Source organism: Sphingobacterium sp. UBA5789, assembly GCF_002418355.1.
In the GTDB taxonomy this organism is placed as follows: domain Bacteria; phylum Bacteroidota; class Bacteroidia; order Sphingobacteriales; family Sphingobacteriaceae; genus Sphingobacterium.
This window is the reverse complement of the sequence record NZ_DIDX01000001.1, coordinates 1,124,015-1,150,421: the sequence shown is the minus strand read 5'-3', so window position 1 is coordinate 1,150,421 and position 26,407 is coordinate 1,124,015. Positions and strand designations below refer to the sequence as shown.

The 26,407-nt window shown below is 38.3% G+C and carries 21 protein-coding genes; 13 read left to right on the top strand and 8 right to left on the bottom strand.

Going from position 1 to position 26,407, the window contains the following annotated elements:
* Window positions 1-26: 26 nt before the first annotated feature.
* Window positions 27-1,349: a tRNA (N(6)-L-threonylcarbamoyladenosine(37)-C(2))-methylthiotransferase MtaB gene (gene mtaB / locus B4B65_RS04930; protein ID WP_201678099.1), complete on the bottom strand. Its 1,323-nt coding sequence runs from the start codon at window positions 1,347-1,349 to the stop codon at window positions 27-29.
* A 110-nt stretch (window positions 1,350-1,459) separates the two neighbouring features.
* Here mtaB and B4B65_RS04925 point away from each other — a divergent pair, with 110 nt between their 5' ends.
* The 4 genes from B4B65_RS04925 to B4B65_RS04910 all read left to right on the top strand — a co-directional run bounded on the left by B4B65_RS04925 (window position 1,460) and on the right by B4B65_RS04910 (window position 5,497).
* Window positions 1,460-2,281, top strand: a complete 822-nt coding sequence (locus B4B65_RS04925) for a thymidylate synthase (protein WP_293913910.1) — start codon at window positions 1,460-1,462, stop codon at window positions 2,279-2,281.
* Between the two features lie 87 nt (window positions 2,282-2,368).
* On the top strand, window positions 2,369-2,863 hold the full coding sequence (locus tag B4B65_RS04920) for a dihydrofolate reductase (RefSeq protein ID WP_293913908.1): 495 nt from the start codon (window positions 2,369-2,371) through the stop codon (window positions 2,861-2,863).
* A gap of 5 nt (window positions 2,864-2,868) precedes the next feature.
* Window positions 2,869-4,182, top strand: a complete 1,314-nt coding sequence (locus B4B65_RS04915) for a cryptochrome/photolyase family protein (protein WP_293913906.1) — start codon at window positions 2,869-2,871, stop codon at window positions 4,180-4,182.
* Between the two features lie 64 nt (window positions 4,183-4,246).
* The gene (locus tag B4B65_RS04910; protein ID WP_293913904.1) at window positions 4,247-5,497 is read left to right on the top strand and encodes a serine hydrolase; all 1,251 of its coding nucleotides are present in this window, start codon (window positions 4,247-4,249) and stop codon (window positions 5,495-5,497) included.
* 75 nt (window positions 5,498-5,572) lie between these two features.
* On the opposite strand, the gene B4B65_RS04905 is transcribed toward B4B65_RS04910, so the two are convergent.
* Window positions 5,573-6,577 (bottom strand): D-alanine--D-alanine ligase, encoded by a 1,005-nt coding sequence (locus B4B65_RS04905; RefSeq protein WP_293913902.1) that lies wholly within the window; start codon window positions 6,575-6,577, stop codon window positions 5,573-5,575.
* Between the two features lie 162 nt (window positions 6,578-6,739).
* Here B4B65_RS04905 and B4B65_RS04900 point away from each other — a divergent pair, with 162 nt between their 5' ends.
* From B4B65_RS04900 to B4B65_RS04870, 7 genes are all read left to right on the top strand, one after another.
* Window positions 6,740-7,498, top strand: coding sequence for a PASTA domain-containing protein (locus tag B4B65_RS04900; protein ID WP_293913900.1), 759 nt, complete (start codon window positions 6,740-6,742; stop codon window positions 7,496-7,498).
* A gap of 11 nt (window positions 7,499-7,509) precedes the next feature.
* Window positions 7,510-8,553: an endolytic transglycosylase MltG gene (mltG, locus tag B4B65_RS04895; protein WP_293913898.1), complete on the top strand. Its 1,044-nt coding sequence runs from the start codon at window positions 7,510-7,512 to the stop codon at window positions 8,551-8,553.
* 9 nt (window positions 8,554-8,562) lie between these two features.
* Window positions 8,563-8,973: an acyl-CoA thioesterase gene (locus B4B65_RS04890; protein ID WP_293913896.1), complete on the top strand. Its 411-nt coding sequence runs from the start codon at window positions 8,563-8,565 to the stop codon at window positions 8,971-8,973.
* Window positions 8,973-9,941 (top strand): YihY/virulence factor BrkB family protein, encoded by a 969-nt coding sequence (locus B4B65_RS04885; protein WP_293913894.1) that lies wholly within the window; start codon window positions 8,973-8,975, stop codon window positions 9,939-9,941. The genes B4B65_RS04890 and B4B65_RS04885 overlap by 1 nt, the downstream gene beginning before the upstream one ends.
* 144 nt (window positions 9,942-10,085) lie before the next feature.
* Window positions 10,086-12,152, top strand: a complete 2,067-nt coding sequence (locus B4B65_RS04880; protein WP_293913892.1) for an ATP-binding response regulator — start codon at window positions 10,086-10,088, stop codon at window positions 12,150-12,152.
* 133 nt (window positions 12,153-12,285) lie between these two features.
* Window positions 12,286-14,220 carry a 30S ribosomal protein S1 gene (rpsA, locus tag B4B65_RS04875; protein ID WP_003002268.1) on the top strand — a complete coding sequence of 645 codons (1,935 nt, stop codon included), beginning with the start codon at window positions 12,286-12,288 and terminating at the stop codon, window positions 14,218-14,220.
* A gap of 109 nt (window positions 14,221-14,329) precedes the next feature.
* A complete protein-coding gene (locus tag B4B65_RS04870) occupies window positions 14,330-14,905 on the top strand; it encodes a YdeI/OmpD-associated family protein (protein WP_293913889.1) in 576 nt (191 codons plus the stop codon).
* Window positions 14,906-14,947: 42 nt separating this feature from the next.
* On the opposite strand, the gene B4B65_RS04865 is transcribed toward B4B65_RS04870, so the two are convergent.
* The 5 genes from B4B65_RS04865 to gyrB form a co-directional block, all read right to left on the bottom strand.
* Window positions 14,948-16,843, bottom strand: a complete 1,896-nt coding sequence (locus B4B65_RS04865) for a RecQ family ATP-dependent DNA helicase (protein WP_293913887.1) — start codon at window positions 16,841-16,843, stop codon at window positions 14,948-14,950.
* A 2-nt stretch (window positions 16,844-16,845) separates the two neighbouring features.
* Window positions 16,846-18,918: a ComEC/Rec2 family competence protein gene (locus B4B65_RS04860; RefSeq protein ID WP_293913885.1), complete on the bottom strand. Its 2,073-nt coding sequence runs from the start codon at window positions 18,916-18,918 to the stop codon at window positions 16,846-16,848.
* A 10-nt stretch (window positions 18,919-18,928) separates the two neighbouring features.
* Window positions 18,929-20,980: a ComEA family DNA-binding protein gene (locus B4B65_RS04855; protein WP_293913883.1), complete on the bottom strand. Its 2,052-nt coding sequence runs from the start codon at window positions 20,978-20,980 to the stop codon at window positions 18,929-18,931.
* Window positions 20,970-21,773: a DNA-binding protein gene (locus tag B4B65_RS04850; protein ID WP_293913881.1), complete on the bottom strand. Its 804-nt coding sequence runs from the start codon at window positions 21,771-21,773 to the stop codon at window positions 20,970-20,972. The genes B4B65_RS04855 and B4B65_RS04850 overlap by 11 nt, the downstream gene beginning before the upstream one ends.
* Window positions 21,774-21,901: 128 nt before the next feature.
* Complete coding sequence (gyrB, locus tag B4B65_RS04845; protein WP_293913879.1) at window positions 21,902-23,860, bottom strand: DNA topoisomerase (ATP-hydrolyzing) subunit B; 1,959 nt, start codon at window positions 23,858-23,860, stop codon at window positions 21,902-21,904.
* Window positions 23,861-24,053: 193 nt separating this feature from the next.
* Here gyrB and B4B65_RS04840 point away from each other — a divergent pair, with 193 nt between their 5' ends.
* Both B4B65_RS04840 and B4B65_RS04835 read left to right on the top strand, forming a co-directional pair.
* Window positions 24,054-24,680: an OmpH family outer membrane protein gene (locus B4B65_RS04840; protein ID WP_293913877.1), complete on the top strand. Its 627-nt coding sequence runs from the start codon at window positions 24,054-24,056 to the stop codon at window positions 24,678-24,680.
* A gap of 118 nt (window positions 24,681-24,798) precedes the next feature.
* Complete coding sequence (locus B4B65_RS04835) at window positions 24,799-25,704, top strand: CorA family divalent cation transporter (RefSeq protein WP_293913875.1); 906 nt, start codon at window positions 24,799-24,801, stop codon at window positions 25,702-25,704.
* Here B4B65_RS04835 and tsaB read toward each other — a convergent pair whose 3' ends face one another.
* The gene (gene tsaB, locus B4B65_RS04830) at window positions 25,705-26,406 is read right to left on the bottom strand and encodes a tRNA (adenosine(37)-N6)-threonylcarbamoyltransferase complex dimerization subunit type 1 TsaB (protein ID WP_293913873.1); all 702 of its coding nucleotides are present in this window, start codon (window positions 26,404-26,406) and stop codon (window positions 25,705-25,707) included.
* Between the last annotated feature and the right edge of the window lies 1 nt (window position 26,407).

The window sequence follows — 26,407 nt, the reverse complement described above, 5'->3', positions numbered from 1 at the left end:
TCGTTTTATATGTTTATGTTTCCTTGTTAGGCGTGAATAAATACTTCCGGTAATTCTTCTATTTCCACCTCTCCCGTCTCTGTAATCGAAGTGAATCTTACCGGAATCACTTCATTCACCAGAAGAGGATCATATGCGGTTCTCACTTTTACATAATTTTTGGAGAACCCATGCATGAAACCTTCTTTTTCATCACTTTCAAACAGGACATCTCCGATTTTACTCAATTGATTTTCATAAAATGCCCGGCGCTTTTTTTCAGAAAGGATATGTAACATTTTACTGCGATCACTACGCTGTGCTCCTGGTACAGCACCTTCCATCTGTGCTGCAATCGTATTTTCACGCTCTGAATATGTAAACACATGCAGATACGAAATATCCATCTCATTCAGAAAGTTGTACGTATCCAGGAAATCCTCGCGGGTTTCGCCTGGAAAACCCACAATCACATCAACTCCGATACAACAATCCGGCATCAGCGATTTTATTTTAGCGACACGTTCAGCATACAATTCACGCTTATAACGACGACGCATCATTCCTAATATTTTATTATTTCCAGACTGTAACGGCATATGAAAATGTGGAACAAAACGTTTGGATTGTGCTACAAATTCAATAATATCATTCGCCAACAGATTTGGTTCTATAGACGAAATACGAATACGATCTATTCCTTCAACTTCATCCAGTGCCTTTACCAGATCCAGGAAGCGATCCTGACGCTCTCCGTCGCGGACACCAAAATCTCCGATGTTGACACCCGTCAATACTATTTCTTTTACTCCTGACGCAGCGATTTCTTCTGCCTGACGAACGATGTCCTCAATCTTGCCGGATCTGCTGGCTCCGCGAGCCAGTGGAATCGTACAAAATGTACAGGAGTAATCACAACCATCCTGAACTTTCAGAAATGTTCGCGTACGATCACCAATAGAATAAGCAGATACGAACTGATTCGTTTCATCTATTGGTGCATTATGAACAATCGTCTTTTCCTGCTTTGTAAGATCATTGATATGCGCTATGATATTGAATTTTTCAGCAGCACCCAATACCATATCCACACCTGGTATATTAGCGATCTCCTGAGGTTTCAATTGTGCATAGCAACCTACAATAGTGATGTAAGCATTCGGAGAATACTTCAATGCTTCTTTGACGACTTTTCTACATTTCTTATCTGCATGATCGGTAACGGAGCAGGTATTGATAACATATACATCTGCCTGACTGTTGAAAGCTGTGGTTTCATAGCCGGCATCTTTGAATATACGACCAATAGATGAGGTCTCCGAAAAATTCAGTTTACATCCGAGGGTATAGAAAGCTACTTTTTTATTCATAATAATTTTGCAAAAATACATAAAAACTTGCAAAATGTGAGTTGTTGAAAAATTGTGACACTCTAATGGTTCTAAATCCCTTATCTTCGTATGTCTTTTAAATAAAAATCATGAAACAGTATTTAGATCTCCTTAAGCACGTATATACCAATGGTGTAACCAAGACTGACCGTACAGGCACAGGTACAAAGAGTGTGTTTGGCTATCAGATGCGTTTCAATTTAAAAGAGGGATTCCCTTTGGTTACGACAAAAAAACTACATCTGCGTTCCATTATCCATGAGCTGATCTGGTTTTTGAAAGGAGAGACCAATATTCAGTATCTAAAGGAAAATGGTGTGAGTATCTGGGATGAATGGGCAGATGAGCAGGGCAATCTTGGCCCGGTATATGGTTCGCAATGGCGTTCATGGCCAACCCCTGCCGGACAACACATTGATCAGATCGCTCAGGTGATCAAGCAACTCAAAAATACTCCGGACTCACGAAGAATAATTGTCTCTGCATGGAATGTAGCCGAAATAGAACATATGGCTTTGCCTCCTTGTCATGCTTTTTTCCAGTTTTATGTTGCTCCGGCACAGCCGGAAGCCGGCATTATGAAGCCACAATTATCGTGTCAGCTCTACCAACGCAGTGCTGATATATTCCTGGGTGTACCTTTTAACATTGCGTCCTATGCGTTATTAACCATGATGGTTGCACAGGTTTGTGACATGGAAGCTGCAGAATTTATTCATACACTGGGTGATGCTCATATATACAGCAATCACTTTGAACAAACTGAATTACAGCTGAGCAGGGATCCAAAACCGCTTCCGAAAATGATCATCAATCCCGATGTTCGTGATATATTTGATTTCAAATTCGGAGATTTTGAACTTGTAGATTACGAATCTCACCCGCACATCAAGGCACCAGTAGCCGTTTAGCAATAATCTCTAATACCGGAAGAAGAATTTAAGAACAGTCACATACAAAAAGAAAAAACAGTTCTAACCGACTACATCAATACGTACATGTCACATTTAAAAATAACACTCATCGTTGCCGCAGCTGAAAACAATGTCATTGGTAAAGACAATCAAATGCCCTGGCATTTGCCGAATGACTTTAAATACTTCAAGAAAAATACGCTCGAACACAGTGTCATTATGGGACGTAAAACATTTGAAGCCATTGGTAAAGCTCTACCAGACCGTCGTAATATTGTAATCTCACGCAATCAGGATTTTCATCATCCGGATGTAGATACAGCCAACAGTCTGCAGGAAGCAATCTTATACTGCCGGGATGAGAGAGAAGTATTTGTGATCGGCGGAGCGAATGTATATGAGCAAACCCTTCCTTTTGCACATAAAGTGTTGTTAACACGTGTACATACTACTATTGAAGGTGACGCTGTATTTCCTGTATTAAACCCTGAAGAATGGGTACTGGAAAGTGAAGAGAAGCACTTTGCAGACGAGAAACATGCCTTTGATTATACATTTCAGGTTTTCAACCGTAAGTAACAGCTATGCCCGTGTTACCAACAGCAATATTTTGGTTTCGACGAGACCTGAGACTGGAGGATAATCACGCTTTATTCCGTGCCTTAAATTCTGAATCAACGGTACAGCCTGTTTTTATATTTGATTCCACCATACTGACGCGGCTGGATGATCCTGCAGACGCAAGAGTAACATTTATTTACGAGCAGCTTCAACTTTTACAGAAACAACTGAAGCCTTACGGAAGCAGTATAAGAATATACTATGGAGACCCGGCAACGGTGTGGAAAGAAATATATGAAGAATATAAACCTTCATCGGTCTATGTAAATTCGGATTATGAGCCGGCTGCGATTACCAGAGATCTTCTTATACGGGGAATTTTACAGCAATATGAAGTCGATTTTAACACATTCAAAGATCAGGTTATCTTTGAAAAAGCTGAAATCGTCAAAAATGACGGACTACCCTATACGGTATATACTCCTTATAAAAACAAATGGCTCACAACGTTGGAGGAACAACTTCCTCTACCGTCTTATAGTTCCGAACAACTCCTGAATAATCTTCGCCAAGCGGATTATACACTTCCTTCTTTAGCGGATTTTGGTTTTTCTCTGTCCACAATTCCATTTCCTGAAAAAACTTTCTTTACAGGAATAGCTGATTATGCAGACACAAGAGATATACCAGGCCTTGAGAACGGAACTTCTCATCTGGGTGTACATCTGCGCTTCGGAACGATCAGTATACGAAAATTAGTAAGCTGTGCGTACTCATCACCGGAGAAGACCTACTTGCATGAACTTATCTGGCGCGAGTTTTTTATGATGTGCCTGTGGCATTTTCCTTATACTGTAAATCAGGCTTATTACAGCAAATATGATCATATCAGATGGGAAAATAATACCGATCACTTTGAAGCCTGGTGCAAAGGACAGACCGGATATCCATTAGTGGATGCCGGAATGCGGGAGTTAAATACAACCGGATTTATGCACAATCGGGTACGGATGCTGACAGCCAGTTTTCTCTGCAAGCATCTGCTGATCGACTGGAGATGGGGAGAGGCTTATTTTGCACAAAAATTATTAGATTATGATCAAAGTGCAAATATTGGCAACTGGCAATGGGCTGCAGGTTGTGGCATGGATGCTGCACCTTACTTCCGTATTTTTAATCCTACTCTGCAGACCAAAAAATTTGATCCTCAATTCATTTATATAAAAAGATGGGTTCCTGAATTTCAGGATTTCAATTACCCTTCTCCCATTGTCGAACATGCATGGGCGAGAGACCGGGCGCTGGCCCGTTATAAAACCGGTTTTCAGCTTTCATAGCAAAACAAAAAATGCGCTTTTGTGCAATTTTTAATTAACTTCACTTAAGAATTGTCTGCAAATTATGAAAACAACCATTTTTATTATTCTGAATCTATTCGCTATGCATAGTTTTGCGCAAAAAACAGATACAACTTATCTTCAAAAACTACTCGAAAGCCATCCTGAATTATTCGGAGAGATTCTAAACCATCCTACACATCACGAAGTACAGATTATCTATACACAGATCAACAGGGATAAAAACAATATTCCGCATTTCAAATCATTCAGCTACAGACTCAATCCGCATTGGTATTTCTATCCGGCGAGCACTGTTAAATTGCCGACTGCAATCCTGGCTTTAGAAAAGATTAACGAGCTGAATATAAAAGGACTGACAAAAGACACTCCTCTGAAAATAGATTCTGCATTTGAAAAGCAAACCCGTGTAGATAAGGACTCTTCTGCAGAAACCGGACTCCCTACTGTCGCCCAGTACGTACGAAAAATCCTCCTGACCAGTGACAATGATGCGCAAAACAGACTGTTTGAGTTTATTGGCCGCGAAGAATTAAATAAGAAACTAAAGAAATACGGAACCCAAAATAGCCGGATAGTCAACCGTCTTGCCATTGGCGATAAAGGTATCTGGGCAAAACATACGAACCCTGTAACATTCTATGACGGAGACAAGACATTATATCATCAGGAAGCACGATATGATGCCAATGAGTACCCAATGAATCTGAAAAACACTATACAGGGAAAAGGATATATGAATGATAAGGATGAAATTGTAAATCAGCCATGGAGTTTTGAAGGTCTTAATGTATATACACTTGAAGATCAGCAACTCATCATGAAAAAATTGCTTTTTCCGGAAGCTTACACCTCTGCAGAAAGATTTAAATTATCAAAGACAGATTATGATTTTGTATATGATTATATGTCCCGCTATCCTTTCGAATCAGCATATCCAAAGTATGATGAAAGTGAATTTTGGCCAACATATAGTAAGCTTTTATTCTATGGCCGGGATAAGCAGGCTGTTTTGAATCCGGACATCCGTATCTATAATAAATATGGCGATTCCTATGGATACAATATTGACAATGCTTATATCGTAGATTTCAAAAACGGAGTTGAATTTCTGCTAGCAGCCGTTGTCCAGTCTAATGAAGACGGGATTTATAATGACGGGATTTATGAATACGAAACTGTAACTTATCCATTCTTAAAAAATCTGGGCCAACTGCTTTATCAGGAAGAATTAAAAAGGCCTAAGAAAGTAAAACCTGATCTGACAAAATTTGATTTCAGAAAGAAGCATTAAAAAAAACGCCATTTGGAAAAGATACGCGCTGTGTATTTTTTTCCAAATGGCGGTATAGTGCGAAACAGTATAGATTTATTTCTTTAATGCAACCTCAATCAGCTCTCCGTAGAAATCTGTTTCCTTCATTCCTGCAGCGCGTACCTGTTGAGGAATAAAACTCTGAGCTGTCTGACCCGGAATCGTATTGATTTCAATAAAGTAGAATTTGTCTGTATCTTTTTCCAGAAAAAAGTCAATTCTGACCATTCCTTTACAGTTTAGCCGGATGTATACTTCTCTGAGTAAGGCTGCTATTCTGGACTGTTGCTCTTCGGTAAGATCCGCCGGTGTAATCTCTTCAGTCAATCCTGGGGTATACTTTGCTTCATAATCGAAAAATTCACGTGTAGTTTTCACTTCAGTTGCGGGAAGAACAGTCAATAAGCCTTCTACATTTCTATAAATACCCTGTGAAAATTCCCTTCCGGTCACAAATTCTTCTACTATAACCTGCTTTCCTGTATTTTCTGCGTCAAATGCTTTATCAATTGCTGTAGCTAATTCCTCATTAGTTTTAACCTTTGTCATACCTATACTACTTCCTCCGGCATTCGGTTTTACAAAATACGGAAGTGACAGATTCGCTTGTACAGTTGCTACAGCATCTACCCGCTGTGCTTCAAACAACAATACAGATTTTGCCATATGCAAATCCGCAATACCAGCAAGGACCGCTTTGGTATAACCTTTATTCATCGTCAGTGAAGAAGTCAGTGCATCACAGGAAGTATAAGGAATATCAAGCATATCAAAATATCCCTGCAAACGCCCGTCTTCACCGGGAGATCCGTGAATCAGAATAAAAGCAAGATCAAACAGAATAGTTTCATGGTCAAGAGGAAGTGTAAAGTTTTCACGGTTGACCGTAAATTTAACGCCCGCTTCATTAACATGAAACCAATGGTCTTTAGTAATGGTAATCAGGTAGACATCATATTTATTGTGATCCAGCTGACTATACACGAATGCAGAACTTTTAAAAGAAACTTCTGCTTCTCCTGTATAACCTCCGGTTAATAATGCTATTTTTGCTTTCATAAAATTTAGTGATTCTTATTAGCAAATATAATTTGCTATGCACGGAAAAACGAATAATTTTGTTTTAATTATGGTATAATACTTAACTTAAAACCAAAGCGTGGCTTCAAGTTTGTATGTACTTTTTTGTTTATACTCAATATAGGGTCTTAGATTATTAAAATGTCAAAAATATTCACCTACTTAAGGACTGATACCTTCAGAAAGAATTTATTGTTAGCAATTGCCTTTTTTGTTGTCCTTTTTCTGGGCATTTACTTCGGATTAGGTATTTATACAAAACATAATGAAGCGATTCCGGTACCAAAGGTCAAAGGAATGATAATCGAACAGGCTATTGATGCATTAGACAATGCCGGACTGGATTATCAGATCGATTCTGTTTATCAGATGGATGCCAAGCCAGGTCTGGTCATTGAACAGGACCCTGAGCCCAATTTTCATGTTAAGAGCGGACGTACGATTTATCTGACAATTATTTCCAAGACTGCACCTGAGATTGATTTTCCAAATATCATTGACAAAACGCTTATTGAAGCTTCTGCAATTCTGAAAAATCATGGGTTCCGTCTGGGTGACACAACCTATATTGCTGATATTGCCAAGGATGTAGTATTAGATGTAAAGTTTGCCGGGCAAAAGCTAAAACCCGGTCGTATGGTACCAAAAGGCTCACGTATAGAACTTGTATTGGGTGACGGTCGCGGGGAAGATGAGATAAATATTCCGAATCTGCTAGGGCTGACCTTAACAGAAGCTAAATTTGCATTACAGGGTGTAGGACTAAATGTCGGCGTAGTACAATACCAGGGGACAATAAGTGATTCTACAGCAGCACGTGTCATCAGTCAGACTCCGGACACAACTGTAGGTTTGGTGAGTTTAGGAACTCCTATCAACCTTTCACTTTCTCAGCAATAGAAAATATAATCATGGAAAAGAAAAACAGAAAAATGCCTAAATGGCTGGGAAATATAATTGTCTTAATCTTAGTAGTAGGAGGTTATTTCGGATGGAAATATTACCGTGCTTTTTTTGGATCAAGCGTCACGGCTAATCAGGAATATCTTTATATCCGTGACAATGCAACCTATGAGCAGGTTTTACAGGATATAAAGGAAAAGAAAATCGTTGATAATCCGGACCTGTTCGATTTTGCAGCAGCACAAATGGATTATAAAACCAGTGTAAAACCCGGCCGCTACAAGCTGACACCGGGAATGAATAACCGCCGTCTAATCGGAAATCTTCGGGGAGGTTATCAGGATGCTGTCAAGTTCAGGTTTGAAACGGTACGCCTGAAAGAAAACTTTGCGGCTTTATTAGCTAAAAATTTTGAAGCGGATTCTGCTACTTTCATTCAGTTACTGAATAATGATACATTGGCGGAAAAGTACGGATTTACTCATGACAATTTTTTCACAATGTTTATTCCTAATACATACGAGATCTATTGGAATACGGCTCCGGAAAAAATTATTTCCCGCTTCAATGACGAGTATAAAAAATTCTGGAATACAGAGCGCCTGGAAAAAGCTAAAGCTCTTGAACTGACTCCTCAGGAAGTCAGCGTACTCGCTTCTATTGTAAAAGGCGAAGCACTGCACAAAAATGAAATGCCTAAAATCGCAGGATTGTACATCAATAGATTGCGCAAAGGAATGTTGTTGCAGGCAGATCCTACAGTTATATTTGCTAATCAGGATTTCACTATCCGCAGAGTACTGAACAAACACCTTCGGGTGGTATCACCATATAACACTTATCTTAACAGGGGATTGCCTCCGGGACCGATTAGTCTGCCTACCATTGCTTCTATTGAAGCTGTATTAAATTATGAACATCATGATTTTATTTATATGGTAGCAAAAGAGGATTTTTCAGGATATCATAATTTTTCCAAAACTGAAACAGAACACTTAGCATATGCCCGTAAATATCAACAGGCATTGAATGACCGAAATATTAAGAAATAATCAGAAATAATGTTTGTATTTGAAAACCAGTTACGTGTACGATATGCAGAAACAGATCAAATGGGATACATGTATTACGGTAATTATGCTGCATTCTATGAAGTAGCACGAACAGAAATGCTAAGAAGCACAGGCATCTCTTACAAAGAACTGGAAGACATGGGCGTCATGTTACCTGTGCTGGAGTTAAACTGCCGTTTTATGAAACCGGCACGTTATGATGAACTGATCACTATCAAAACAACAATAAGAACCAAACCCGGTATTCGTCTAAAATTTGAACATGAATTGTATAACGAAGCAGGCGAACTGATCAATACCGGATCGACACAACTGGTATTTGTAGATATCAAAAAGAACAAACCGTGTATGCCACCGGCTATTTTTCAACATAAAATGGCTGCTTATTTTGGAGAGTAATGAACAAATTTCACCGAATATTACTAACATTCAAGCCATACGATAATCTTATTGAATGGACTAAGTCTGTAATACTTCCGGGATTCGGTTCTCTGCCCTTATACACTGTTGGCATTTTCTTTTTTCAGGAGATCGCCAGAGAATCCATTTTAAATAAAGCTTCTTCTCTGGCCTATAATTTCCTGCTGGCTATGTTTCCGGCTATCATCTTCCTATTTACGATGATCCCTTATATTCCAATTGATAATTTTCAGGAACAATTACTGGAATTCCTAAAAGTGATTATTCCACACAATGCCTTTGGTGTTATCCAGACGACTCTGGAAGATATTATCAAAAATCAGAACGGGGGTTTGTTATCTTTTGGTTTTTTGCTGGCGGCATTCTTCTCTACAAATGGAATGCATACCCTCATGTTAGCCTTTAATAAAGCCTCCCTTACCACTGAAAACCGCAGCTGGGCAAGACAGCGTCTTGTGGCGTTAGCTTTATCCTTTACCATCATTGTTGCACTCACGGTTGGAATGGGTATCTTTACATTTGCCGGGATTGTAATCAATTATCTCAAGTCAAATATTTCAGTAGATGTCTCCTGGTTCTGGACTTTTATTATCAAAGCCGCCAGATGGATTATCTTATTCGGAATCTACTTTTTCACTGTAAGTTGTCTTTATAAGTTCGGACCAGCCTCCAATCAAAAATGGAAACTATTTAGTCCGGGAGCTACGCTGGCTACCATTCTTGCGATTCTCACTTTTTCCGGATTCGCTTATTATATCAATCACTTCGGAGCTTACAATAAATTATACGGATCTATCGGAACCATAATCGTGATCATGATCTGGATGTATCTAAACTCCTTAATATTACTGGTCGGATATGAACTTAATGCCAGTATAGCTCTCTCCAAACAAAGCATAAAAATAGTAAGACCACGTACTTACAATTCTTTTAAGCCTGTAGATTAGGCTCTACAATTTTCAATATTAAATAATAATTAACACAAGAAAAGCCTTTATTTTGTGCTGGATTTATTTTGAATGCGAAAATCGATTGTCATACACCAAAACAGTAATCGGGTAAGAAAGATTCTTCTTTTTTCTACAATTGTTTTGTTTGTAATTATATCATTAATATTTCTCATATCCATTCAACAGTACAAAAACATCCAGAAAAGACTTGAAAATATCTATCTCTCTATTAATGAAGAGAACAATGATTTTTCTGAAATCCTCACCAAATATAATGAAGCTGAAAACTACTTCAGGCTCTTCTCTATTGATTTTGATATAGAAAATTATACTAAATATGAACATAAACTTTTAGAGATCAATGGAGCTATAGATTCCATGTTACTTTCTTCCAATCCAGAGACAAATTCCTCTAAATCTTATAATGAAAACATCGGAAAAAGGAAAGTAATAGCTGACGATTTTGTATTGTTACGGCTCCGGATTTCAGAAATTCTGAATTATTCGGACACGCTAAAGCAATATCCTCAGATGTTATCCGAAAGTGAGATCTTTAACGTTCAGCCAGTTCCACATTCGGGATCCATAAAAAAAAACGACGTCAAAGATTATATTGTAGTAAGAAAAAAGCCTTTTTTCAAGAGAATATTTGACGGCAAAAATGACACTATATCTCTTCAACCCTTCGTTACCAATGAAATCAAACAGAAGGAAATCCAACTACAAAAACAATTAAATACTAACGCGACTAACAGTAGAAGTAAGCTGGCTACCCTTAAAAAATCATTCTTTGATTTACGCCAAAAAGAACGGGAATTGTTATCCACTAATTTCTCACTTTTGTATGACCTGAACAAAATAATCAGAGATATCCATGAAAATCAGGTTCTTCAGAAACATATAAACTCCAGTAACGAAACAAAAACACTATTCGAAAGAACCAGTCAATTTAAGTGGACAATGATCAGTTGTCTGTTTTTTATGTTTATAATGATCTGTATGATTATCTATTACCAGTTATACAGCAATTACTATGAGCGTAAGCTTATCGAAGAAAAATTGTATGCCAATAAACTGGCAGAAGAAAAAACGGATACCTTAGCCGAAATAACACATGAGATCAGAACACCAATCAACTCTCTGATAGGCATTATTGATTTATTAAAAAAGAAAGAAAACCTCTATACAGATAAAGATAAACTACTTCTGGAATCTGCATATTCAAGCATTCAAAGTACCTCAAAGACTATTAATGATATCTTAAATCTCAGCAAAGTAGACGATTCCAGTAATAACCTGTTGCTGAGCAACTTTGATATCAACGAATTGCTGATGGATGTAGCTGAGCAAAATCGTAATCAGGCCGAATTAAAAAATCTACAGATAAAGTATATTAAGGAAAAAGGATTGCGAACGATTGTATATTCCGACGAATTCAAAATCAGACATATCTTAAATAATCTGCTCTCCAATTCAATTAAATATTCTCAGAAAGGAACAATTACAAGTTCTGTTGTGATTGATATTAAAAACAGTCAGTTGATCTTAACAGTGGAAGATCAGGGCATTGGTATATCTGCAGATCTTGAAAAAACCATTTTCAGAAAATATTTTACCGTCAATAAGAACAATAAGGTTGAAGGTGGAGTTGGCCTGGGCTTGTTCATACTTAAAAAACTTGTCAATAGTCTGAATGGCAAGATTAGCTTCACTAGCCAATCGAATGTGGGAACCACATTCATAATAACGATCCCTATTCCACCTCCAAAACAACCTAAGCCCGGAGATACCGAAAAAGTTACGTCTGTAACTGAATTACGTAAAGATATTTCCTGGCTTATTGTAGATGACAACGCGCTTAATCTACTGTATATGAAGCACTTTTTTGCTTTACATCCTCATGTAGAAACAGCCACTAACGGGGCCGAAGCATTGGAAGTGTTACAAAAAAAGAAGATCGATATTATCATAACAGATATTAATATGCCGGTGATGACAGGTGATGAAGTACTCATGCATATTCGTAAAAATCCGAAATACAACGATATTCTTGTGATCGCAACCTCTTCTGATAATGAACAGGTAAAATCGCTGGAAATCAAGCATAATCTATGCTTTAACGGCATTTTGATTAAACCTTTCAACGAAAAGAAATTAATAGAAGTGATCTGCAACACGCTAAATTCCTGCGAGAAGGCTTCTCAATAAGCACAATCTCAAGGTGTTTCCACAAATATTTTCAAAGAAAGTCTATATTTTTTTTCACATAAATACTTGTTAATAAAAGTTTTTCGTATTTTTGCAGTCCCAACTGAGTTGGGAAAAGGAGATAAATTAATTAATGGCAAAAAAACAAGAAGCAGAAAAAGAGTTAGCGGCGAAAAACGCAGAGCTACAAGGTGCTGACACCAAAGTGGTGAAAGACACTGAAAAAATTGAATCAGAAGCTGATTCAAAATTAATCGACGAAATCAAATCTAACGCTTGGAGCACCCCTGAAGGTGAATTCGACTGGGATCTTGATGAGAAAAAATTCGGAAGTTACAGTGAAGCTGAGCGTTCTAAATTAGAAGAGCAATACGCTGGAACTTTCAACCAAATCAACCAAGGCGAGATTATTGAGGGTGTTGTAGTATCTGTAAACAACAAAGACGTTGTTTTGAACGTAGGTTTCAAATCTGACGGTCTTGTTTCACTTTCTGAGTTCCGTGATCTTCCTGATTTGAAGGTTGGTGACAAAGTTGACGTTTTCGTAGAGTCGCAAGAAGATGCTAACGGTCAGTTAGTATTATCTCGCAAACGTGCTAAAACTCAAAAATCTTGGGAAGCTATCAACGAAGCATTGGAAAATGATGCAATCATTGATGGTTTTGTTAAGAGCCGTACTAAAGGTGGTCTTATCGTGGATATCAAAGGTGTTGAAGCATTCTTACCTGGATCTCAAATCGATATCAAACCAATCCGTGACTACGATATATATGTTGGTAAAACAATGGAATTCAAAGTTGTTAAAATCAACCACGAATTTAAAAACGTTGTCGTTTCACACAAAGTGTTGATCGAAGATGATTTGGAAAACCAAAAATCTGAAATCGTAGCTAAATTAGAGAAAGGTCAAGTATTAGAAGGTACTGTTAAAAATATCACTGACTTCGGTGTGTTCATCGACTTAGGTGGTGTTGACGGATTACTTCACATTACAGATATTTCATGGGGTCGTATCGAGCATCCGAAAGAAGTTTTGGCATTGGATCAGACTATCAACGTAGTTGTATTAGACTTTGACGATGAGAAAAAACGTATCGCATTAGGCTTGAAACAATTATCTGAGCACCCTTGGGAATCTTTAGATAAAGATCTTGTGATCGGTTCTAAAGTAAAAGGAAAAATCGTAACAGTTGCTGATTACGGTGCTTTCTTAGAAATCATCCCGGGAGTAGAAGGATTGATCCACGTATCAGAAATGTCATGGTCTCAAAATTTACGTTCTCCGCAAGAGTTCCTGAAAGTAGGTGACGAAATCGAAGCTGAAATCCTGACTCTGGACAGAGAAGAGCGCAAAATGAGCCTTGGTATAAAACAATTGACTCCAGATCCTTGGAAAAACATCACTGAGCGTTACCCTGTTGGTTCACAACAACAAGCTGTTGTTAAAAACATGACTAACTTCGGTGTATTTGTTGAACTTGAAGAAGGTATCGACGGATTGATCCACATCTCTGATCTTTCTTGGTCTAAGAAAATCAACCACCCTAACGAATTCACTAAAGTTGGTGAAACATTAGACGTAGTTGTTTTAGAACTTGACGAAGAAAACAGAAAACTGAGCTTAGGTCACAAACAATTAGAAGAAAACCCTTGGGATACTTTCGAAACTATCTTCACCATTGATTCAATTCACGAAGGTACTGTATTGAAAGTTGGAGACAAAGGTGATATCGTAGCTTTACAATATGGTGTTGAAGGTTTCTGCCCTTCTAAACACTCTGTAAAAGAAGACGGTTCTTCATTGAAAGTTGACGAAGTTGCTCAATTCAAAATTATTGAATTCAACAAAGAGAACAAACGTTTAGTAATTTCTCACTCTCGTATCTGGGAAGATGAAAGAGCTGAAGCTCGTGTTGAAGAATTCAACGCACGTAAGAAAGAAGCAAAAGCTGCTACTTCTGCTGTGAAAAAAGTGAAAGATTCAGTTGAGAAATCTACTTTAGGTGACTTAGACGTTCTTGCACAATTGAAAGAGCAAATGGAAGGTGACGAAAAGAAATCTAAATAATCTTTAGATTCTCCCACATATTCCGAAACCCTGACGATATCGTCAGGGTTTTTTTGTTTATATTCGGATATCAAATTGCAAATTTTATCTTTAATCAAACAATAACGGAATGGATAAAACCAATAAATGGATAGAAGAACTTGATCTGCTGACACAGATTATTCAACAGTTTCCTCTGGAACAGACAACCAAGTGGGGTGGTCCGGTATTCACCTATCAAAATAAAAATATTCTCTCTTTCGCAGGATTCAAAAATCATTTTGCGCTTTGGTTTTATAACGGATCACATCTAACAGATCCTTATCAGGTATTGAGTGCTACACAAGGTGAAAAGACCAAAAACCTCAGACAGTGGCGTTTCACTGACCGCTCACAGATAAACAATAAACAGATCGCTGAATATATTACAGAAGCAATAGAAGTTGAGAAAAAAGGCCTGAAAGTAGTACCCGGTAAAAAAGAGTATATGCTTATGCCCCAATTACTGAAAGATGAGCTGGAAAAAGATAATATTCTGAAGGAAGCTTTTGAAAAACTAAGTCCTGCAAAGCAAAATGAATATAATGAATATATAGCAGAAGCGAAACAAACTAAGACACAAGTCGCCAGGATTGATAAAATTATTCCTAACATTATGCAGGGCTACAGCTTACATGAACAATATAAAAAGACAAAGAAAGTATAAAATTCCATTAATTACCATTAGAATCGCCTAAAGTTACTTAGCCTAAAAAGCATTCACCCAGCTATACTGTTCGTCTTTGACTTCAATTTGTCCGTCGTCCAGAAGCTGACGAATCACTTTTAAACGAATCGCTTCATCTCCAATAGTTAACTGATCCACCAGACTGTGAAGATCCAGTGTATCGTCAATCAATAGTATTTTGACTTCTGCTATGATCTTTTGTTCCTGATTGGCACGATGCTGCCGTATAAGACACAGATCACATTCTCCACATGGAGTGGCGTCCTTCTCTCCAAAATATTCACGAATGGAAATACTTCTGCAATTCTTCGTATCAAGATAAGCATATATCGCCTTGACTTGTTCTTCTTTAACTCCTCTCCTCTCCCTGATAAACTGTGTATCAATATATAGATTTTTATAGTCTACCCTGTTTTGCAAAAATTGCAGTTGCGGAGCATCTGTATGAGGCAGATAACTGGCTACCTGTTGTTTTTGCAGATTCTTCAGCATTTCCACAACTGTTCCATAGGAGATCTTAAGTTTTTTAGCAAACTCATATTCATTAATATGAATATAAAAATCAAAAGCTCCGCCATATGAACGCAGGATTGCTTTTATCAAACCGTCATACTTTGCATTACTGATCTGGAATTTGTACAATTCCTGATAGTCTATTTCAAACTTGAACCGGGCTGGTATAAAAACGGCTTCAGAGAGCGAAAGCCATCCATCCCGTTCCAGAAATTTCAATGCACTCATTGTTGCCAGAAGATCTATTTTATACTTTTTGGCGAACTCCACGACATCAAAATCAAATACTGCTCCTTCACCTGCTCCGTAAGCGATCTGAAAATGATTGCAAAGGTGGTGATACAGCTGCTGAATAAAGCTAACTTCCGGAAATCCGGACTCCATGTTATTCCATAACCTCTCCCGATCTTCCTGTTGATACAGCAGTACAGGAAATGCTTTCTTTCCATCCCGACCTGCTCGGCCAGCTTCCTGATAGTAGGCTTCCAGCGCATCAGGAATATCAAGATGGATAACAAAGCGTACATCAGCTTTATCTATACCCATCCCAAAAGCATTTGTTGCTACGATAACCCGAATCTGATTATTCATCCAGGCATCCTGTTTCTGAGAACGGGCAACTGTATCCATACCGGCATGGTAAAAGTCGGCCGGGATACCGTGATTCAGCAAATGACGGGCAATTTCCTGTGTCTCTCTTCTGTTTCGGACATAGACCACTCCAGATCCTCCCTGCTTCTTGATAATGCGGATCATACGTCCTATCTTATCTTCTTCATGCAAGGCCATATATCCCAGATTTTTGCGCTCAAAGCTCATGCTGAATACCTGAGGAACTTTAAAATTCAGCTTTTCCTGGATATCCTCAACGACTCGTGGTGTGGCAGAAGCTGTAACAGCTAAAAAGGGGATAGCAGGATGCAATTCTTTCAGCGCAGTTAACTGTAAATAGGAAGGTCTGAAATCATATCCCCATTGAGAAATACAATGCGCTTCATCGATGGCAAAGAGGTTGACTTTCATATAACGGATACGCTCTCTTACCACCTCACTATACAACCGTTCGGGAGCAAGATACAGAAACTTTATTTTACCAAAAATACAGTTGTCTAATGCAATATCTATTTCTCTTGGACTCATGCCGGAGAAGATCGCAATAGCTTCAATACCTCTTTTTCTTAACTGCTCCACCTGATCCTTCATGAGTGCGATCAGAGGGCTGATAACAATACAGATACCTTCTTTCATCATAGCCGGTATCTGATAGCAGAGAGACTTACCTCCTCCAGTAGGCATCAGTGCAAGGGTATCTCTTTCCTGTAAGATAGAATCAATGATTTCTTCCTGCAAAGGGCGGAATGAATCATATCCCCAATACTGCTTTAAAATAACCTTACTTGTCATAGTTAATCTCCAACCCAAACATAAGCAAAATTATCCTTCAAGCAATAATGGGACACTTTCAAAATATCAAGTTCCTTTTTATAATCTTCAATTTTACTGTCGGTATTAGAGCCGTCCATAATGACCAGACGAGGTCGTATAACAGGAATAATTTCTTTCAGATTGCTTCGGTTATTTTTCCTCATTACCAGTATTTCAGCCGGGAACAACTTATCTGCGGCTATAAATTTTTCTAAAACAATAAGGGATACATCAGACGTTGACAGTTGCAGATTCTTTCGGTTGCTGTCGTCAGCAACTTTTTGAAAATGAAAGTCGTTCTGATTTGTATAACGTATCAGATCCGGCAATACACTATAAGAGATCACCGGGTGAGTCAATGAATCCATATTAGTGAATAAAAAAACTTTGCCTTTATTAATATGCGCAATGGCAAGATGCTTTTTTACATTATAGATCCGAAGCCCTACATATTTCTTCATTTTTATATGATCCATAAATAACAAAATCTGAACGATCAAAACACAGGCCATCCCCATTTTAAAAGCCAGTTTCATTCGGTAATGAAAAGCTATGGATAAGAAAAATATGGCTAAAAAAAGCAGGATGACCTGATCTATAGAAAACATAAGACCTTGAATTAATGATCCCGGAAGACGATCCAGTATATGAAGTCCCTGCCACATAAACTGAATAAGCCATTCCAGTATTTCTCCCATGGCCTGACTCAGTGGATCTATAGGAATAAAAGCCAATATTAATCCTACATACATCATACATGTAGAGGGTAAAGCAATAAATATATTTGCAATCAGGAAATAATTTGGGAATTGTCCGAAATAATAAAAAACAAGTGGCAACGTGAATAACTGGGCAGCAATGGATATATATATGTATTCCATTAAAATCTTGAAATATTTGCGTTTCGGCAGATATAATCTATTCAATAACGGCAACACCGTTACAATACCTAAGACAGCGAGATACGACAGCTGAAATCCCAGATCTGCGCATGTTTTAGTATCTATAAGCAGCATGAAAAATGCGGAAGCAGCAATTGTATTATATGCCTTGAGATCTCTGCCGGTCATTTTTGAAATCACAAAAAAAGAAATCATCAGCCCAGCCCTTAATGCTGAGGGAGAAAGTCCGGTCAGAACGACATACATCCATATGAAAACCAATAAAATGATATACTGAATGCTGCGACCTGCTTTCCATCTCCTCAGACCTTTTAACAAGAAAGATAAAATCCAGAATACCAATCCGACATGCATCCCGGAAACACTCAATACATGAATGGTACCTGTGTTACTAAATGCTGTTATAGTTTCTTTATCCATTTCCGACCGGTAACCTAAAATAATAGCAGTAGCAATCTGAAATGCGGTATCATCGTGAATATATTGTCTGAATTTATTTACGATCCTTTTACGTATTGCAAGAGCAAAACTCAGAGCTGTATTCCCCTGCTGATGCTCCAACACCTTATATTGTGAGGAGTCTAAAAAGCTATATTGCCAGATATTCTGATAAGAAAGATAAGATTGATAATCGAATTCTCCGGGATTGAAAGGAGGAGATACATCTTTTATACTGGTCTGCAAGATCAGTTTATCCCCATATTGCAATCCTTCAGCTAATGGCCCTTTTTTAACAGTCACAAGCAGCTTACCGGATCTCCTTTCTGATCCTGAATTATTTATACCCGCTATTATGCGAACAGGAAAACGGACAATCTGATTCTTAACGACTATTTCATCTGCAATAATTCCGACCAGTTGCTGATCGTGATAAACTGAAAAATGATCAGGTATATGAAGAGGGTTATCTTTAACCGTTTTCCATAATCCAAACAGACAGATCAAAACATATAGTCCCCCCATATACACATATCTGAAACGATGGGAGTTCCGAAAAATAAAACTGAGGATGGTTATCAAAAGAAACAACATCAACATCAATTCCAGGTAAAAAATAGAGAAAACTATATTTTCCATACCAAACCCCAGACTGATCCCTGTCAAAAACAAAAGCAACAGTCTTACAAACGGTATATGTTGAGGATCATACATGATCATGACTTTAAAACTGGATCCTGCCTTGTATTTTAATATCAGATTTACGGTTGCCCGCAATCTGTTCAAGCCCCGATCCTATTACATCTTTATCCGGATAAAAAGTGACAGCATATTTAACCCACAAATCTATATTCTTACGGACTCGCCATCTTCCGTTTGCATAGGAACGGTAGCCTTTATCAAAATATGCTGGAAAAGAGGAACTGTATAACACGTCATTTTCGTACGTATATATCCGGGAATTAAATCCATCTGTATGAAAATAGGCTATTCGCAGATTGACACTTACACGCTTGTTACGGGAAGACCAGAAGACATCCTGAGCGCCTAACCACCCTTTCTCCAGGACATCAAATTCTTTGGTATATCTTACAACCTCTGCCCGGCTTCTGATCATCCACTGATTTGTCAGCTTATATTCGAATTCACATCGCAACTGACTCCTTCTTAGCTCAGCAAGTATCTGTTCAGCGAACTCTATGCCTGAGGAATTTTCTTCTCTAAACCGGTGGCGAAAACGGAGAGCCAGCTTCCCCTTTTTATACCATCGATAGGTAAATTGTGAAAACACTTCATATCCTTTTGTAGGCGCATCAGCCCTAAATCTTAGCCATGGAAATTTAAAAACATCTACATAACTGACCCACTCTATTTTACGGGAAGGATGGTATACTGCACCTCCATACAGACCGCTTTCATTGTTAACAGTCCCACTCTCTCCGATTCCCTGTGCAAAGAATTGATGGTAATCTCTTTGATAATACCGGTGTAATAATACTAACGAAAATGTTGGGTGAAGACTACTAACCATACCATTTACAAGAGCAATTCCACTCCCTGCACTTTTGGCTATTTCACCGAAAGCATAGGTATTTCTGAATGTATATTGATAATATGTACTCATATTTGTTAACGACTGACCTCTAAATACGAAGTGGTTTCGTAATAGTTCTGGTGGTTTTATAAATCCGTTATATGTAGTATTTATAAGATTTAGACCTACAAGAAGCCGGTCTACTCTAAAATTTATATTACTGCCAAGTACATATTCACCAATTGCATAGCGCTGCCTTTGTTCTGTAAGTGTACGATGTAATCCGGAAAAAGAAAGAGATTGAATAATGTTTCCTGAATCTGTTTCTAAAACATTCCCACTTCGTCTTTTTATGGATATAAATGGTATCACCTGTATCCTTCCCATCGTTACTGTACCAGCCACACCCCTAAAAAAATTGGTTTCATTAAAAGAAGTATAGGGTTTCAGACCTATACCTTGCCGGGCTACACTGCTCACCCAGGAACCTTTCCCAAAGGCCAGACCGTTCCATACCACCAAACCCTGACCAAATTGGAGAGAATAGTCTCCAACAATAACTTCCTTTAACTTATCATTTACTCTGACAGAAAGACTTCCTGAATAAAAGTCGAAGCCGGATCCTTGTGCATATTTAAAAAAAGGTTCTCCTGCATCCTTCTCCATGTTTAGAGAAAGTCTTACAGCATCCTTATAATTCAACCTGTATCGTACCATGTAGCGGTCCGGATTACCAAGATATCTGGACCTGGACGTATCTCCTATCAGGTAACCTCTCGCCTGTTCCAGCCCTCTTCCATAACGAAACATATATTCATGTGTGGATGTACTTAATAATTTATTAAGTGTAAAATGCTCAAATACCGAGGTCTGTCCGATTTTCACAAACGGCAAAATACGCGCAACTGTTACTTCATCAAATCCATCTATTGCCTGAAGTTCAAATACCGATAGCATTCTTCCGGATCGCCTTCTGTGATCCAAGAGATTAGTAATCTGAATGGGAGTCAGAAACAAAAGTTCGGACAGCTCCCTTCCGTCTGTCTTATTGAGGTCGATAGGATTTTGGAGGAAATACCTCAGTCGTTCTGTATATTCACTGACATCTACATCTTCCGGAGTCGCTTCATTTATTTGCTCTATAAGCTCCTCTTCCAGCTGTTCTAATTCCTGCGCAAAAGCATAAAAACAGAGGGATAGCAATATCACCGTTATTACTATCCGGATCGGATCACAAACCATAGGCTAATGCTATTTGGGGAGATGTACCCAGATAGGGATGAAAAGATGAAGATAGATCGATCCTTACCCTTGGGAGTACAAATCCTATTCCTGCAAAGTATTCTATTGGATTAGAAGATACTCCTCCTCTGACCACCAGACTCGGATGTAAGCGGTATTCCAGGCCACTCCTTACAAACCACCGCTCCTGAAGATCAGATATCAGATCAACGTTCACCATAAGACCGGAAGATATCCGATAGTTGGTTCCCGCTCCTATTTCCTGAACTATGCGATCTGTTACAGCTCCCTTTAAGACTGCATTTGTAATATTCTTAAATATAAATCCAACTGTAAGCGATGGATTACAGGCATACTGCAGACCCAGATCGAATGACATTACCTGTTCTCCTCCGTATTTTGCTACAGACTTCCGATGATAATTTAAGGAGACAGAAGTGGATAAAATATCTGCAAAATTGCGGGCATAGGAAATATTTGTCCTTAAAAATGAACTTAATGATGGTATTCCGTAACTATGAACAGAGAAACCAATAGCGCCCAATTCTTTGAGAGGAAGAGCAAAATAAGCTGCCTGCGTCTGAATATCCTGCATAAGAAAATACTTTTGGTAGGCAACCGCTACATTCAGTTCATCTATTTCCACAAGACCGGCAGGATTATTCGTCAGACTGTAAATTCCTCCTAAAGCAATACCCGTATTTCCAATTCCCTGAAAAGGTGCAGCATTGAAGGGTTGAGATACTGCTTTAAGAGAAATTAACATTAAAAATATTAATTTCTTTAATTTCATAATTTATAATAATTGATCCAATATTTCTTGAAATTAAACAATTTATTTCTAAAAGAAAACAAAATAACATAAAAAAGCCTGTTGAAAATTTCAACAGGCTTTTAAACTTTATATTGATTTCTTAAAAATTAAGCATCAATTTTCGCATAACGGGCATTCTTCTCAATAAATTCGCGACGTGGAGCAACCTCATCCCCCATTAGCATGGAAAAAATACGGTCACATTCAGCAGCATTATCAATAGTCACCTGACGGAGCGTACGATGTTCCGGATTCATGGTTGTATCCCATAATTGTTCGGCATTCATCTCTCCAAGACCTTTATATCGCTGTACATGTACGCTGTCCTCTTTACCTGCTCCCTTAAGACGTTGAATAGCCTGTAAACGCTGATCTTCCGTCCATGCATACTGAGATTCTTTACCTTTCTTCACCAGATATAAAGGAGGTGTAGCTATATATACATATCCATTTTCGATCAACTCCTTCATATATCTGAAGTAGAATGTCAGAATCAGTGTAGCAATGTGGCTTCCATCCACATCGGCATCCGTCATGATTACAATTTTATGATAACGAAGTTTTTCAAGATTCAATGCTTTCGCATCATCTGCAGTACCAACACTAACACCTAGTGCAGTAAACATATTCTTGATCTCTTCATTTTCGTATATTTTATGTTCCATTGCCTTTTCTACGTTCAGAATTTTACCTCTTAACGGCATAATGGCTTGAAACTTACGATCGCGTCCCTGCTTGGCTGTTCCACCCGCAGAATCTCCCTCGACAAAGAAAATCTCACACTTGTGCGGATCATTGTCAGAGCAATCCGCTAATTTTCCCGGAAGTCCGGATCCGCCCATTACTGTTTTGCGCTGTACCATCTCCCGCGCTTTACGGGCAGCAGCACGTGCCTGAGCTGCGATAACAACCTTCTGCACTATAATCTTCGCCTCACGGGGATTCTCTTCCAGGTAAGTACTTAAAATCTCTCCTACAGCTACATCCACAGCACCCATTACCTCATTATTACCTAATTTGGTCTTAGTCTGTCCCTCAAACTGCGGTTCTGCTACCTTTACAGAAATAACAGCTGTAAGTCCTTCTCTAAAGTCATCTCCCGCAATCTCTACTTTCAGATTTTTTAATAATCCTGAATCCTCAGCATATTTTTTCAAGGTACGTGTAAGTCCGCGGCGGAAACCTGCTACGTGTGAACCACCCTCAATTGTATTAATATTATTCACATACGAGTGAACGTTCTCCGAATACGTATCATTATACTGCAGGGCAAGCTCTACCGGAACGCCTTGCTTAATACCTTCTACATATATTGGATTAGGAATCAGAGACTGACGGTTTCCATCTAAGAATTTAACAAATTCCTGCAATCCTCCTTCAGAGAAGAAAACATCTTTTCTAAATGATCCGTCATCCAAGACTTCTCTTTCATCAACAATAGTTAAACGAATTCCTTTATTCAGGAAAGCCAGTTCACGAAGACGATTAGACAAGGTATCATAATTATATACCGTAGTCATCGTAAAGATTTCCGGATCCGGGAAGAAGGTAACAGTTGTACCTGTGCGCTCACTTTCTCCGATTGCCTTTACATCGTATTTAGGTTTCCCTTTTTCATATTCTTGTTTAAAAATCTGACCATCACGGTGTACTTCTGCAATCAATAAGGTTGAAAGCGCATTTACACAGGATACCCCCACACCATGCAGACCACCGGAAACTTTATAAGTATCCTTATCAAATTTACCACCGGCATGTAATACGGTCATGACCAACTCCAAAGCAGATTTATTCTCTTTCTTGTTGATACCTGTAGGAATACCACGTCCGTTATCCTGTACAGAGATTGAATTCCCTTCATGGATAGTAACCAGAATATCGTCACAATACCCGGCTACAGCCTCATCTATAGAATTGTCTACTACCTCATAAACCAAATGGTGTAACCCTTTTACCCCTGTATCACCAATATACATGGATGGACGTTTACGAACTGCTTCTAAGCCTTCTAATACCTGAATATTATCGGCTGAATATGTAGATGTATTTTTCTTTTCTTCGCTCATGTAAAGATTGTGCTATGATTAAGTTTTACATTCAAAAATACGAAAAATAAGCCACAAAAACAAGTATATTCCGTACTCAGAAAATGTATTTAAGCACACTGATAACAAGCAATTTAAAAGATTTGCTTCATAGATTTATTCGCAAAGAGAAGCGGATTTTAAATTTTTTATAGTAGGTTTGTTACTTTAAAATATGACAACCACAAAACGAATGAATAAATTTATTACAACTTTTTCGAAAGCAACACTAGGTGTTATAATCGCGACAGCTGCTATTTCATGTAATCAAAACGCCTCCAAGCCGGCAGGTTCGGGTGATTCAACTGGAGCAAAAACCAGTTCATCATCTGTCTCTGAGAAAATTGTTTACATCAATTCGGATACGCTTTCGGAGAAATACGAGTATTTCAAAGACATTAAGTTAAAAATGGAGGCGAAAGTAAAGAAAGCACAAACGGATCTTCAATCCAAAAGTCAGGCTTTCCAACGCGAAGTAGCTGAATACCAACAAAAAGCTGCAAGCATGAGTGCTTCAGAACGTCAGGCAACAGAAGAAAAATTAGCCCGCAAACAAGACGAATTAGGCCGTTTGGATCAGAATGCTTCTGCTTCTATTCAACAAGATGAAGCTACTGAGTTCAACAACGTTTACAAAACAATCACAGAATACCTGAAGAAACATGCTACCGAAAATGGTTATACATTGGTATTGACTTATTCGAAATCAAATCCTACGGTTTTGTATGCAGATTCTAAACTGGAAATTACCAAAGAAGTTGTAGAAGCTCTGAATAAAGAGTACAAGGCGACTAAAAAATAAAAACAAGATTTTAAGAAACCACATACAAGGGTCAGCAAAATTTGCCGACCCTTTTTTGATAGCTGAAATTTGTAATTTCAGCCTATGCTGTTTATATTGTACAAACAATACAACCACAATGATAGAAGTTCTGATAGAAGATGACTGCATCCCCTTTGTATGGATTGATATTTCAAATCCAAGCAGAGAAGATTTTAAAGATCTCGCTCCGCGCTATAATCTGAATGAAGCATCTATAAAAGACTGTCTGGAAATCGGACACCTCCCCAAAATTGAGGAGTTTGACACCTATCATTTTCTGATCATCAGATCCGTTGCTAATTCATTTGAGGAAAACTCAGACAGCATGACTGATATCACGGATCGTGTTTCCATTTTCTTTAATGAGAAATTTGTCATTACCGTCCACCGCAATGAAGTAGAATATCTCAATAACATTAAGAAAGCGGATCGTAAAGGAAAAAAATTCGCCAGTACAAAAGCGTTAATGAATTTTATTACTTCCGAATCCTTAAAGACATTTGAAAACCTGGCCATGAACGGCCTTTCCGAACGGCTGGATGATTACGAAGGGATTGTATTTTTACACAGTAAACGGAAGCTTTTCCTAAAACGCCTTTACTATCTGAAAAGACAGATTGACGTGATCCGCAATATTCTGGCTATATGCAAGGATATTGTAGATTATTTTCATATGCCCGAATACAAAAATATATATACGCAAGATCTGAGAGATTTATACCTTCGGAATTCGACTCTCTATCGCAACCTTTCCGAAAACACCAGCCAGCTGCTGTCTGTATACTTCAATATTGAATCTAACCATACCAATGAGATTATGCGTACGCTGACCATCATCTCTGTATTCTTTATGCCGCTGACATTTATTGCTGGAATATATGGTATGAACTTCAAAAATATGCCTGAGCTCGAATGGTATTACGGATATCCTTTATCCTTAGGAATGATGGCTTTTGTGGCAGCGGTGATCTATGTTTGGTTCAAACGTAAAAGATGGATGTAACTATCTTTTTTTAGGTGTAGTCGCAACAAAATCTTTAAGATAATAGGGTTCGAAATAAGCGACATCTTCGAAAGACTCGTTGTTCATCTTTTCAAAGGCCTGATGCGTCATATAAGCTGCTGAATTGGAAAAATCATCGTATACACGAATCAAAGGATTGGCTTCAAATAAAGCCTTGAATTTAGGCGCTCCGGAGCCAAACAAATGCAAATGATATCCGTCTGCTTCGTATGTATGAAAAAAATCCTGATCTATTACATTCGCTCCAACCGGAACGACCTGATGACCATTCTGATCATACAAAGCAGAATAGACTTCCATTCTTCTGGCATCAATCATGGGACAGTATAGAACTTTTTTATCTTCCTGTATTCCCTTTTGCAAAAATCCATTGAACATAGCGGACAAGGTATCAATGGCAATAAGTGGTATATCCAATGCATAACATAATCCTTTTGCCGCAGAGACACCAATCCGTAGACCGGTATAGGATCCGGGCCCCATACTGACAGCTACTGCTCTTAAATCCTGAATAGTAATACCCGCATCCTGTAAGGCTTTTTCAATAAAAACGGTAAGATGTGTTGCATGAATATTATTTTCTTCAGCTCCTACTGTTGTGATAACATGACCATCCAGACTGACTGCTACTGAACAAGCCGGAGTAGCGGTCTCTATCTGCAAAATATAGTTTTTATTCATA